This is a genomic window from Polynucleobacter sp. MG-28-Ekke-A2 (assembly GCF_035012985.1).
Lineage (GTDB): Bacteria > Pseudomonadota > Gammaproteobacteria > Burkholderiales > Burkholderiaceae > Polynucleobacter.
In genome coordinates this window covers 45,445-58,002 of record NZ_JAYGQU010000012.1, presented here as the reverse complement: position 1 = coordinate 58,002, position 12,558 = coordinate 45,445, and the positions used below count along the sequence as shown (strand labels likewise).

The following is a 12,558-nucleotide window of genomic DNA, read 5'->3' as shown; positions in this document are numbered from 1 at the left end:
ACCGAATGCTTTAGAAAGCACGGTTGCAATTGCTGCTGTCAATGTGGTTTTACCGTGGTCAACGTGACCGATGGTGCCTACGTTTACGTGCGGTTTTGTCCGCTCGAATTTTTCTTTTGCCATTTTTAATCTGCCTTTAGTTAACTCTTAAACCAAACACGAAATACACAATTAATAAAATCAAACATGGTGCCCATGGGCAGGATCGAACTGCCGACCTCTCCCTTACCAAGGGAGTGCTCTACCACTGAGCCACATGGGCGAAATCTAATGCAACAAATTCTGGAGCGGGATAAGAGAATCGAACTCTTGACCGAAGATTGGAAATCTGCTGTTTTACCATTAAACTAATCCCGCACATCTGGTGGAGGGGGTAGGATTCGAACCTACGTAGGCATAGCCAACAGATTTACAGTCTGCCTCCTTTAGCCGCTCGGACACCCCTCCGCGAACCCAATATTCTGACTCCAAATGGAGTTTCTGTCAATATCTCTAAACGCTTTGCACAAGTAAAAACGCCCAGACCTAAGAGGGTCTGGGCGTCGCATTGGTGCCCGGCAGTTACCTACTTTCACACGGGTAATCCGCACTATCATCGGCGTAAAGTCGTTTCACTGTCCTGTTCGGGATGGGAAGGAGTGGTTCCAACTTGCTATGGTCACCGGGCGTAGAGGGTCGAGTTGCTGATTAAATCAACAACTCTATTTGAGTAAGCATGTAATAAGGATGCAGATTAAATCTGGCAAACATCCAACACAATAGTGCTGGTTATAGGATCAAGCCTAACGGGCAATTAGTATCGGTTAGCTTAATGCATTACTGCACTTCCACACCCGACCTATCAACGTTGTGGTCTTCAACGACCCTTTATGTAGGTTGAACCTACGGGAGATCTCATCTTCAGGCAAGTTTCCCGCTTAGATGCTTTCAGCGGTTATCTCTTCCATTCATAGCTACCCTGCGATGCTTCTGGCGAAACAACAGGTACACCAGCGGAATGTCCACTCCGGTCCTCTCGTACTAGGAGCAGCCCCCGTCAAATCTCCAACGCCCATGGCAGATAGGGACCAAACTGTCTCACGACGTTTTAAACCCAGCTCACGTACCTCTTTAAATGGCGAACAGCCATACCCTTGGGACCGGCTACAGCCCCAGGATGAGATGAGCCGACATCGAGGTGCCAAACACCGCCGTCGATATGAACTCTTGGGCGGTATCAGCCTGTTATCCCCAGAGTACCTTTTATCCGTTGAGCGATGGCCCTTCCATACAGAACCACCGGATCACTATGACCTGCTTTCGCACCTGCTCGACTTGTCGGTCTCGCAGTTAAGCACGCTTTTGCCATTGCACTTTAGGTACGATGTCCGACCGTACCAAGCGTACCTTCGTACTCCTCCGTTACACTTTGGGAGGAGACCGCCCCAGTCAAACTGCCTACCATGCACTGTTCCCGACCCGGATAACGGGCCAAGGTTAGAACCTCAAATAAATCAGGGTGGTATTTCAAGGTTGGCTCCAACAGAACTAGCATCCTGTTATCAACGCCTCCCACCTATCCTACACAGACCGATTCAAAGTCCAATGCAAAGCTACAGTAAAGGTTCATGGGGTCTTTCCGTCTAGCCACGGGTAGATTGCATCATCACAAACATTTCAACTTCGCTGAGTCTCAGGAGGAGACAGTGTGGCCATCGTTACGCCATTCGTGCAGGTCGGAACTTACCCGACAAGGAATTTCGCTACCTTAGGACCGTTATAGTTACGGCCGCCGTTTACTGGGACTTCAATCAAGAGCTTGCACCCCATCATTTAATCTTCCAGCACCGGGCAGGCGTCACACCCTATACGTCCACTTTCGTGTTTGCAGAGTGCTGTGTTTTTATTAAACAGTCGCAGCCACCTTTTTATTGCAACCCTTTCGTCCTCCCCTTGTACAGGGTCAAACTACCAGGGCGTACCTTATCCCGAAGTTACGGTACAAATTTGCCGAGTTCCTTCTCCTGAGTTCTCTCAAGCGCCTTAGAATACTCATCTCGCCCACCTGTGTCGGTTTGCGGTACGGTCTTGTTAGACTGAAGCTTAGAGGCTTTTCTTGGAACCACTTCCAATTGCTTCGCGAATAAATTCGCTCGTCTCACGCCCTTGAATTACGCTACCGGATTTACCTAATAGCCATCTCCAACGCAAGAACCGGGACTTCCAACACCCGGACAACTTTCCGCGATCCGTCCCCCCATCGCATCTAACAATGGTCAAGGAATATTAACCTTGTTCCCATCAGCTACGCATCTCTGCCTCGCCTTAGGGGCCGACTCACCCTGTTCCGATGAACGTTGAACAGGAAACCTTGGGCTTACGGCGAGGGGGCTTTTCACCCCCTTTATCGCTACTCATGTCAGCATTCGCACTTCTGATACCTCCAGCATCCTTTACAAGACACCTTCACAGGCTTACAGAACGCTCTCCTACCATCACATTGCTGTGATCCGCAGCTTCGGTTATATGCTTAGCCCCGTTACATCTTCCGCGCAGGACGACTCGATCAGTGAGCTATTACGCTTTCTTTAAAGGATGGCTGCTTCTAAGCCAACCTCCTGACTGTTTTAGCCTTCCCACTTCGTTTCCCACTTAGCATATATTAGGGACCTTAGCTGGCGGTCTGGGTTGTTTCCCTCTTGACACCGGACGTTAGCACCCGATGTCTGTCTCCCGTGCTTGCACTTGTAGGTATTCGGAGTTTGCTATGGCGCAGTAATCCGCAATGGACCCCACTACCATGACAGTGCTCTACCCCCTACAGTGATACACGAGGCACTACCTAAATAGTTTTCGGAGAGAACCAGCTATTTCCAGTTTTGTTTAGCCTTTCACCCCTATCCACAGCTCATCCCCTAACTTTTCAACGTTAGTGGGTTCGGTCCTCCAGTACGTGTTACCGCACCTTCAACCTGGCCATGGATAGATCAACTGGTTTCGGGTCTACACCCAGCAACTAGCGCCCTATTCGGACTCGCTTTCGCTACGCCTTCCCTATTCGGTTAAGCTTGCTACTGAATGTAAGTCGCTGACCCATTATACAAAAGGTACGCAGTCACCCCTTACGAGGCTCCTACTGTTTGTATGCACACAATTTCAGGATCTATTTCACTCCCCTCCCGGGGTTCTTTTCGCCTTTCCCTCACGGTACTTGTTCACTATCGGTCGATTACGAGTATTTAGCCTTGGAGGATGGTCCCCCCATATTCAGACAGGATTTCACGTGTCCCGCCCTACTTGTCTCTAGCCTAGTACCACTCAATAATTTTCACATACGGGACTATCACCCTTTATTGTTGGACTTTCCATTCCATTCTGTTAATTACTGAGATATCACTAGAAGGCTGTTCCCATTTCGCTCGCCACTACTCTGGGAATCTCGGTTGATGTCTTTTCCTCTTGCTACTTAGATGTTTCAGTTCACAAGGTTCGCTTCTCATACCCTATGTATTCAGGTATGGATACCACAAAAGTGGTGGGTTTCCCCATTCAGAAATCCCCGGATCAAAGCTTATTTACCAGCTCCCCGGGGCTTATCGCAGGTTATAACGTCTTTCGTCGCCTGTAATCGCCAAGGCATCCATCATGTGCACTTATTCACTTGATCCTATAACGAGCACCATTGCTAGTACCTGTTAAAGGCTTTACTTCTACTTCTGACATGTTTGCCGTAATCCAAACTGTAAGTACTTTGTTAAGAACTTGGTAAAACTCGTTTGTATTACTGATTGATGATTCAATCTTTACCCTTATTACATTGTCAAATGTCCTCTCAAAGAAACATTTGACACTTTGCTTACTCAAATTTTTAAAGAACAGCCATAAATGGCAAAACTAAACGATTAAATATTCGCTTAGTTTTGACATTTAGATGATGGTGGAGGATGACGGGATCGAACCGACGACCCCCTGCTTGCAAAGCAGGTGCTCTCCCAGCTGAGCTAATCCCCCAACGTCCCACTAAGTCTTGTTTCTGGCTGGTGGTGGGTCTGGTAGGACTTGAACCTACGACCCCTGCGTTATCAACACAGTGCTCTAACCAGCTGAGCTACAGACCCGTGGCTTTTATTGTCAACCGATAAGTGTGGGCACTAGGATTCAGCATCTTTTCTCTAGAAAGGAGGTGATCCAGCCGCACCTTCCGATACGGCTACCTTGTTACGACTTTACCCCAGTCATGAACCCTGCCGTGGCAGTCGCCCTCCTTGCGGTTAGGCTAACGGCTTCTGGCAAAACCCACTCCCATGGTATGACGGGCGGTGTGTACAAGACCCGGGAACGTATTCACCGCGACATTCTGATCCGCGATTACTAGCGATTCCAGCTTCACGTAGTCGAGTTGCAGACTACGATCCGGACTACGATGCATTTTCTGAGATTAGCTCCCCCTCGCGGGTTGGCAACCCTCTGTATGCACCATTGTATGACGTGTGAAGCCCTACCCATAAGGGCCATGAGGACTTGACGTCATCCCCACCTTCCTCCGGTTTGTCACCGGCAGTCTCTTTAGAGTGCTCTTGCGTAGCAACTAAAGACAAGGGTTGCGCTCGTTGCGGGACTTAACCCAACATCTCACGACACGAGCTGACGACAGCCATGCAGCACCTGTGTTCACTTTCTCTTACGAGCACCTAATGTATCTCTACTTCGTTAGTGACATGTCAAGGGTAGGTAAGGTTTTTCGCGTTGCATCGAATTAATCCACATCATCCACCGCTTGTGCGGGTCCCCGTCAATTCCTTTGAGTTTTAATCTTGCGACCGTACTCCCCAGGCGGCTGACTTCACGCGTTAGCTACGTTACTCAGGATGTAAATCCCGAACAACTAGTCAGCATCGTTTAGGGCGTGGACTACCAGGGTATCTAATCCTGTTTGCTCCCCACGCTTTCGTGCATGAGCGTCAGTGTTATCCCAGGGGGCTGCCTTCGCCATTGGTATTCCTCCACATATCTACGCATTTCACTGCTACACGTGGAATTCTACCCCCCTCTGACACACTCTAGCTATACAGTCACAGGCGCCATTCCCAGGTTAAGCCCGGGGATTTCACGCCTGTCTTGTATAACCGCCTGCGCACGCTTTACGCCCAGTAATTCCGATTAACGCTCGCACCCTACGTATTACCGCGGCTGCTGGCACGTAGTTAGCCGGTGCTTATTCTTCAGGTACCGTCATTCCCGGACTGTGTTAGAGCCGGTGTTTCTTCCCTGACAAAAGAGCTTTACAACCCGAAGGCCTTCTTCACTCACGCGGCATTGCTGGATCAGGGTTTCCCCCATTGTCCAAAATTCCCCACTGCTGCCTCCCGTAGGAGTCTGGGCCGTGTCTCAGTCCCAGTGTGGCTGATCGTCCTCTCAGACCAGCTACTGATCGTCGCCTTGGTGGGCTTTTACCCCACCAACAAGCTAATCAGGCATCGGCCGCTCTAATCGCGCGAGGTCTTTCGATCCCCCGCTTTCCCCCTCAGGGCGTATGCGGTATTAGCACAGCTTTCGCTGCGTTATCCCCCACGATAAGGTACGTTCCGATGTATTACTCACCCGTTCGCCACTCGCCACCAGGTGCAAGCACCCGTGCTGCCGTTCGACTTGCATGTGTAAGGCATGCCGCCAGCGTTCAATCTGAGCCAGGATCAAACTCTTCAGTTCAATTCCTGTGATCCTTGCGGATCGTCGCACTCATTCAAGAAATTGACTTGGTAATAAAACCAAATCTTTTTACTGTCTATGAGTACTATTTATTTACATCTGTCCCGAAGGACTGGATGCTTTCACTTAGTACCCACAATTATCGGTTGACTAATTTTTAAAGAGGGCTGACTTGTTTCGTATTTCATAAAACATTCAGCAGAGAGGTGAGACTATATCCCACATTTTCAGGGTCGTCAACACCTTTCGTACTCTTTTACTTAAAAAAGGCTAAGTTTTTTCTTACTTTAAAAATATAGTCAATTAAAACAATGGTTTAGATTTTAAAAAAAATTTCAACTTTTTTTAAAAAAATCCTATTTTTTAAGGTTTAGGCCTAGTCAACCCAAAAATTACGCTGTTTTTTCATTCTTATTTGGCGTATTTCCAACAAACATAGGGAAAACCCTGAAATTTTCCCTTATCCCTGCTAAAATATTGCTATGCACAATAAATTAGCGAATAGCCACTCACCCTCAAGCCCGCATTCTGCCGGGAGAGCTGTGCCTGTTCGCGAACTTCACGCTGGATATAAACAGGAAATACTGAATCATTTATTGCAACTTAATGATGAAGATAGACGTCTACGATTTGGTACTCAGACCCCCGACGAAGTGATTCGTCACTATGTTGAGGGTCTAGATTTCAATCGGGATGTCATTTTTGGTGTTTTCAACTTAGATCTGAAACTTGTTGGCATGGCCCATTTAGCCTATTTGCCAGAGCACAAAGGCGAGGCACGAGCTGCTGAATTTGGTGTGTCAGTGCTACCAGAAGGGCGCTCTCAGGGCCTGGGCACAGCATTGTTACAACGCTCAGCCGTTCACTCACGCAATACCAGCATTGAAACCCTTTACGTTCATTGCCTTGCCAATAACAAAGCCATGATGCATCTGGCGCAAAAGGCAGGGATGACAGTTGAGTACGCCTATGGCGATGCTGATGCTTGCCTTAAGCTGCCCCCAGCAAATACCGCAACTATTGTGGAAGAGGCCGCCAATGAGCAGTGGGCTGGCATGGACTACGCCCTAAAAGAAAACCTCAAGCGCTCTAATGAAGCCTGGTGGTGGTTTCTAGGCAGACCAGGCTTAGCGCGCTAATTTACAGCTCTAGTTTTTGTAGGGCGCTCCACGCAAGATCCAGCCGCTTAATGTAGATAGATCTGCATTACTTAATTTTGAGTTGGCCGGCATAGGTACAACGCCCCATGAACCAGACCCCCCTTTAGCAATCTTATTTTTTAAAAATACTTGAGCGTTTGAATCGTTTTTATATTTTTCTGCCACCGCTTGAAAACTAGGGCCCACAATTTTTTTATTCACTGCATGACAACCCAAGCAAGCGTTTTGTTTTGCAAGTACGAATGCATTCTCATCTTCAACATTCGCCTGCGCAACAGACATGAAAAGAGCGAGCGTTGTAAATAAAAAAACTATTTTTACAATCACTCGCTTTTTTAGCATCGACAACCTACGAAAAAATTATTGAAATTTTGGAGGGCTACTAGATTGAGTTTGATCTGCTTTGCCTTGCTTTTCTAAGCGAACTTTTTCTTCTTGAGAAATGATGTCGAAGTAAACATAAACATCTTTTACGCCATTGGTATTGCTCGCAATTTTCTTGGCAAGGTCAGCTTCACTTTGCGTTAAGATCCCCATAAGATAGACGCTACCCCCTTCCGCCACTATAACCATAGAGTTTGACGGTAACTGGTCAGTAAAGACCATTTGTGTTTTGATCTTAGACTCCAGATAAGAGTCATTTGCGCGTGATGTGTAGTTACTGTTTGGCCCAACAACCAATTCATTAAACACGGAGCGCGCATTCTTCATCGCCTTGACATAAGCTCCTGCGTCACCCTTAATATCAGCATCCTTCACTTCGCCAGTGAGCAATACTTTTTGATTAAACGAAGTCACGTTAATGTGTGCGTTATCACCAAATCTTTTTGCTAGCGCATTCTCTGCCTCTAACTCAATCCCTTTGTCAATTGCTTGCACGGCTGGTGTGCGTCGATCCGCCATAACGGCAGCGCCCGCCGCTACCCCACCAACAGCAACCACTGCGCATGCAGAAAGTTGTGAAACAACGAGAGTAGCGAGAAACAGTTTTCTGAGGAATGAGATTTTCATTTGGGTAATTTCTGTATTGAAGTAACAATAATTTTCAGTCGAGTAGTACGTGATCTACGCCATCACATAAAGCATGTAGCAAAACCAAATGCGTTTCTTGAATGCGCGCAGTTCGCGTAGATGGTGCACACAAGTGGACATCATCTTTATCTAATAGTTGTGCAATCTTGCCACCACCATTGCCAGTGAATGCGATGACTTTCATACCAAGCTTTTTGGCAGCCTCAATGGCTTTAATCACGTTCTTCGAATTCCCTGAGGTTGAAATACCCAACAGAACGTCGCCTTTTTTTCCAAGACCGCGAACTTGCTTGCTAAAAATCTCATCGTAGCTATAGTCATTTCCAATGGCCGTAAGAATTGAAGTGTCGGTCGTCAAAGCAATTGCAGCCAACTCTTGGCGCTCCCTTTCAAAGCGACCAACGAGCTCTGCTGCAAAGTGCTGCGCATCGGCTGCAGAACCGCCATTGCCACAGGCCATGATCTTACCGCCGGCCCGCAAACAATCGACCATTGCCAGTACGCCCCTAGCAACAGATTCGGGGAGCAGTTTTTCAGCCTCTTGTTTCACGGCAATGCTGTCCAGAAAATGCTGGGAGGCACGCAGACGCAAACGTTCGTTGATATCTTTTTCCATAACAATATTATGCGCCAAAGATGTCCTAATTTCAGTAGCAATCAGCTTATCCCAAAAGCAACGTATCCTCTTACCAATTGTTTAACTTTTTGCAGGCAGCCCCCATGGAACTTAGCTCTTTCGATTTTTTAAAGCAGCAGGATTTACCTGCAGGAGCCCTGTATATGGTTGCGACACCTATCGGCAATTTGGGCGACATTACTTTACGCGCCCTGCATGTTCTCAATTCAGTCGATGGGATTGCTTGTGAAGATACTAGACATAGTGCGGCATTACTCCAACAATTTGGCATTCATAAAAAATGTTTAGCGTTGCACGAACACAATGAAATTGGCGGTGCTCAAACAGTCATACAACACCTCTTGAACAATGAGCGCTGGGCTTATATTTCAGATGCTGGCACCCCAGGAGTCTCGGACCCAGGGGCAAAGCTGGTAAATGAGGTTCAAAAAGCAGGGCTCAGAGTAATTCCCATTCCGGGCGCAAGCGCTGTATCAAGCGCTATCTCGGCGGCCGGCTCAGTGATGCATCATTCAGAAGGGCGCTTTCAGTTTTTAGGTTTTTGGCCCAATAAAGCTAAAGAGCGTGATGCTCTGCTGCAGGATATCTCCAGCAGCAAAAAGGCAAGCATCTTTTTCGAGTCTCCGCACCACATTAAAGAAACGCTTGCATTGCTTGCAAAAAATTTAGAGGCTGATCGTCAGCTTTTAGTCTGCCGTGAGTTAACCAAAAAATTTGAGCAGTTGGTGCCACTTCAAGCGCAAGATATTACTCACTGGCTAGAGGCGGCAGAGAGCCTTAAGGGTGAATTTGTCATCGTGGTTGCAGGGCGATCAGCCAATAGCGATGAGACTCCGGAGCATTCAGCTCTCTTGTTGTGGGCTAATGCGCTGAGCCCTTATATGGGGAGCAAAGAAATTGCTGCCGTTCTTTCGCAAACTTTAGGCCTCACAAAAAAAGAAGCCTACCAAGTTGCCTTAGATGCAAAGAGTGAATAAATGAAAATAAAAAAGCTGGCACAAGGCCAGCTTTTAAATGTGCGCTAAGGACTTATTTGACGCTAGTTGCGGGAGCTGCAGGCTCGCTAGCATCTTTAAAATTGAGTTGCCCCACTGGCTTAATAATTTGATCAGCAGATGCAGATGAATCTGCGCGCTTGCCATTGTTCACAAACACCATTAACAACAAAATGATGATGAGTGGCACGAAAAAGCTTGCGAACACCATGATGATGAGTTGTTTTGGGGACTTAATTAGACTTCCGTGCTCATTGCTCATAAGAATTTATCGTTTGACGGGTTTCAGGGTTGTTTTGTCGAGATTATAACTAGAGAGAAGGGTTATAGACACTTACAATAGAGGGGTAACCAGTTTTTCCACTAGCGCCCGTAGCTCAGTGGATAGAGTATTGGCCTCCGAAGCCAAGGGTCGCAGGTTCGATTCCTGCCGGGCGCGCCAAAAATCAAGGGGTTTTTGACCTACATCATGCGTGAAATTGCGAAAACCGCTATCATTTGCTCCTAACTTATTGATTCTTATCGTGTCTACACATCTAAATACCGCCCTTTCTGAGCCTTCCTTAACTAATCCTTTGCATCCAGAGGCCCCATTACCGCATCGAAAAATCATTCGAAGCTGGCTAATCCCGATGGCACAGGGCGAAACCGGGCGCGCAATCATGCTCCTAGCAATCGATGCCTTCCTATGGCTAGGCTGTATCGCAGGAACAATCTTCGTAGAGAGCGTGTTGCTCAAAATTGTTTTTGGTTTGATTGCCGGTTTTGTAACAGGTCGCATCTTTATATTGGGTCACGATGCTTGCCATCAAAGTTACACACCCAATCGCGAACTGAACAAAGTGTTAGGTCGTATTGCGTTCTTGCCATCTCTCACACCATACAGCTTGTGGGATGTTGGTCATAACGTTGTGCATCACGGCCAAACCAATCTAAAGGGTTTTGACTTTGTATGGGCACCCCTATCAAAATCAGAATACGACGCGCTTCCCCCGTTGCGTAAGGCTCTAGAGCGCCTTTACCGTAGCGGCTGGGGTCCTGTTTTTTATTACCTCATTGAAATTTGGTGGAGACGCGAGTACTTCCCAAATGCAAAAAACAAACCCGGTGATCGTCCCATTTTCTTAAAAGACAATTTGCTTGTTACCGCATTTGCAATCGTTTGGGTTGGCTGCTTAATTGCGGGAGCCATTGCTACTGGGCAATCTATTTGGATTGGCTTGATCACTGGCTTTGCAGTGCCATTCTTGTTCTGGAACGGCATGATTGGATTTGTGGTTTACGTGCACCATACCCATCCAAAAGTCTCTTGGTATGACAAGAAATCTGAGTGGTTACGCGCCCAGCCATTTGTATCCACAACCGTTCACCTGACTTTTAACTGGATTTGGGGCAAATTAATGCACCACATCATGGAGCACACTGCGCACCATGTGGATATGAGCGTACCGCTTTATCGCCTGCCAGAGGCCCAACAGACCTTAGAAACGATCCTTCCAGAGCGTATTTTTGTCCAAAAGTTCTCTTGGGGCTGGTATTTCGATACTGCGCGCAAGTGCAAGCTCTATGACTTTGAAAACAAGGCTTGGTTAGATTTTGACGGGAACAAAACGGCCGATTCGGTCCGGGTTGTGCTAACCCCAGCCCCAGCGGGACAAAACGGGTAAAATAGATCTCTGTATAAGATTTGCCTTACCCGGATTGCCCATGACTACATCGACTCCAGCAGCTACCCAAGAAACCTCCCAGAGCCTGAAATTTTGCTCTTCTTGCAGCCGTGAAAAACGACTTGAGGGTGGCACATGGATTCCGACAAGTAATCGCAAGCAGCGCTGGATCTGCGCCAGCTGTTTATACAACCGTACGCATCGTACCGGTTCAGCCAAAACCTAATACTCACTTGTAGTTCAAATGGCTAGATTCATTAGCTACGCGCCATCTCCCACATAGGGATTCGTTTTGCGCTCTTGACCAAACGTGGACATTGGTCCATGACCCGGAACAAACTGCACGTCATCGCCTAAGGGCAATAATTTCGTTTTAATCGCATTAATTAAATCCGCATGATTGCCACGTGGAAAATCCGTTCTGCCAATTGAACCAGCAAACAAAACATCCCCAACTATTGCTAGACGATCTTCTTTATCAAAAAATACAACGTGGCCGGGCGTATGACCAGGACAATGAAATACCTCAAGATCAATATTTCCCACCTGAACATGATCACCATTATTTAACCAGCGGTCAGGCTCGAAAACTTTGGCATGCCCAAAACCAAAACGCACTGTTTGTTCTGGTAACTGATCAATCCAAAAACGCTCTTCCTCTTGTGGGCCCTCAATAGGAACGCCCAGTTGGTCGGCCAAATCTTTCGCAGCCGCACAATGATCCAAGTGCCCATGAGTAAGCAAAATCTTTTTAGCCTTACCGCCCATCTGCTTAAGGCCCTTAAGGATCTTTTCAATATCACCGCCAGGATCAACCACAGCAGCGTCGCCAGTCTCTTGGCAAACTAGGATTGAGCAATTTTGCTCATAGGGAGTAACGGGAACAATTCCTAATTTAATTGGCATACGTACAAGCAGTTAAATGAATCATTTGGGAAAGCTAGTTTATGGGAGTCGGCATAAAATGCACCTAAAGGATAAAACAATGAACAGCCAAGATACATTTAAATTTGCAGAAACTCACGAATGGGCCGATCAAGAAAATGATGGCTTAGTTTGGGTTGGTATTAGCAATCATGCACAAGAAGCGCTAGGCGATGTGATGTTCTTTCAAGCCCCAAAACTTGGGCAACAAGTAAAGCAGGGTGAGGCTATTGCGGTTATTGAGTCAGTGAAGGCGGCCAGTGATATTCATGCGCCAATAAGTGGCGAGATTGTTGCCCTCAATGAAGAGGTAGATGCATCGCCTGAGATCGTCAATCAAAATCCATACGGTATTTGGTTATTCAAAATCAAACCCGCCTCCGATGAAGTTCTTGCTCAAGAACTCAATCAACTCTTGACCCCAGAAATATATAACGCGGGCCCTGGCGTCTAAT

At 47.1% G+C, this 12,558-nt stretch carries 11 protein-coding genes, 6 tRNA genes and 3 rRNA genes; 6 read left to right on the top strand and 14 right to left on the bottom strand.

From position 1 onward, the window contains the following. From VC188_RS08535 to VC188_RS08495, 9 genes are all read right to left on the bottom strand, one after another. Positions 1-123: GTP-binding protein (locus VC188_RS08535; protein ID WP_323483655.1), on the bottom strand; the 123-nt coding region annotated here is incomplete at its 3' end. 64 nt (positions 124-187) lie between these two features. Then, positions 188-262, bottom strand: a tRNA-Thr gene (locus VC188_RS08530). A gap of 21 nt (positions 263-283) precedes the next feature. Then, positions 284-357: transfer RNA gene (locus tag VC188_RS08525), tRNA-Gly, on the bottom strand. A 5-nt stretch (positions 358-362) separates the two neighbouring features. Next, a tRNA-Tyr gene (locus VC188_RS08520) sits at positions 363-447 on the bottom strand. 105 nt (positions 448-552) lie between these two features. Next, positions 553-666, bottom strand: a 5S ribosomal RNA gene (gene rrf / locus VC188_RS08515). Between the two features lie 106 nt (positions 667-772). Continuing rightward, positions 773-3,646, bottom strand: a 23S ribosomal RNA gene (locus VC188_RS08510). Positions 3,647-3,914: 268 nt separating this feature from the next. Then, positions 3,915-3,990 (bottom strand) — tRNA-Ala (locus VC188_RS08505). A gap of 30 nt (positions 3,991-4,020) precedes the next feature. Beyond that, positions 4,021-4,097 (bottom strand) — tRNA-Ile (locus VC188_RS08500). 58 nt (positions 4,098-4,155) lie between these two features. Then, a 16S ribosomal RNA gene (locus VC188_RS08495) occupies positions 4,156-5,688 on the bottom strand. The 16S, 23S and 5S rRNA genes sit together here with 5 tRNA genes alongside, the layout of an rRNA operon. Positions 5,689-6,170: 482 nt before the next feature. Between VC188_RS08495 and VC188_RS08490 the strand changes: the two genes are divergently transcribed. Beyond that, a complete protein-coding gene (locus VC188_RS08490) occupies positions 6,171-6,827 on the top strand; it encodes a GNAT family N-acetyltransferase (RefSeq protein ID WP_215321265.1) in 657 nt (218 codons plus the stop codon). Positions 6,828-6,836: 9 nt separating this feature from the next. Here VC188_RS08490 and VC188_RS08485 read toward each other — a convergent pair whose 3' ends face one another. The 3 genes from VC188_RS08485 to VC188_RS08475 form a co-directional block, all read right to left on the bottom strand. Beyond that, the gene (locus tag VC188_RS08485) at positions 6,837-7,130 is read right to left on the bottom strand and encodes a c-type cytochrome (protein ID WP_251368486.1); all 294 of its coding nucleotides are present in this window, start codon (positions 7,128-7,130) and stop codon (positions 6,837-6,839) included. Positions 7,131-7,208: 78 nt separating this feature from the next. After that, entirely contained in the window at positions 7,209-7,859 is a 651-nt protein-coding gene (locus tag VC188_RS08480; RefSeq protein ID WP_215321263.1) for a BON domain-containing protein, read from the bottom strand. A 34-nt stretch (positions 7,860-7,893) separates the two neighbouring features. Further along, the gene (locus VC188_RS08475; protein WP_323483652.1) at positions 7,894-8,496 is read right to left on the bottom strand and encodes a phosphoheptose isomerase; all 603 of its coding nucleotides are present in this window, start codon (positions 8,494-8,496) and stop codon (positions 7,894-7,896) included. 104 nt (positions 8,497-8,600) lie between these two features. On the opposite strand from VC188_RS08475, the gene rsmI reads away from it, so the two are divergent. Further along, positions 8,601-9,494 (top strand): 16S rRNA (cytidine(1402)-2'-O)-methyltransferase, encoded by an 894-nt coding sequence (gene rsmI, locus VC188_RS08470; protein ID WP_323483651.1) that lies wholly within the window; start codon positions 8,601-8,603, stop codon positions 9,492-9,494. A gap of 52 nt (positions 9,495-9,546) precedes the next feature. Here the strand turns inward: rsmI and VC188_RS08465 are convergent, their stop codons facing one another. Further along, on the bottom strand, positions 9,547-9,774 hold the full coding sequence (locus tag VC188_RS08465; protein WP_323483650.1) for a hypothetical protein: 228 nt from the start codon (positions 9,772-9,774) through the stop codon (positions 9,547-9,549). Between the two features lie 104 nt (positions 9,775-9,878). Between VC188_RS08465 and VC188_RS08460 the strand changes: the two genes are divergently transcribed. The 3 genes from VC188_RS08460 to VC188_RS08450 all read left to right on the top strand — a co-directional run bounded on the left by VC188_RS08460 (position 9,879) and on the right by VC188_RS08450 (position 11,405). Further along, a tRNA-Arg gene (locus tag VC188_RS08460) sits at positions 9,879-9,954 on the top strand. A gap of 82 nt (positions 9,955-10,036) precedes the next feature. Next, complete coding sequence (locus VC188_RS08455; RefSeq protein WP_323483649.1) at positions 10,037-11,179, top strand: fatty acid desaturase; 1,143 nt, start codon at positions 10,037-10,039, stop codon at positions 11,177-11,179. A 40-nt stretch (positions 11,180-11,219) separates the two neighbouring features. After that, positions 11,220-11,405 (top strand): hypothetical protein, encoded by a 186-nt coding sequence (locus VC188_RS08450; protein ID WP_041396810.1) that lies wholly within the window; start codon positions 11,220-11,222, stop codon positions 11,403-11,405. Between the two features lie 35 nt (positions 11,406-11,440). Here VC188_RS08450 and VC188_RS08445 read toward each other — a convergent pair whose 3' ends face one another. Continuing rightward, a complete protein-coding gene (locus VC188_RS08445; protein WP_216860861.1) occupies positions 11,441-12,085 on the bottom strand; it encodes an MBL fold metallo-hydrolase in 645 nt (214 codons plus the stop codon). A gap of 79 nt (positions 12,086-12,164) precedes the next feature. Between VC188_RS08445 and gcvH the strand changes: the two genes are divergently transcribed. After that, positions 12,165-12,557 (top strand): glycine cleavage system protein GcvH, encoded by a 393-nt coding sequence (gene gcvH, locus VC188_RS08440; protein WP_323483648.1) that lies wholly within the window; start codon positions 12,165-12,167, stop codon positions 12,555-12,557. The last annotated feature ends 1 nt before the right edge of the window (position 12,558 follow it).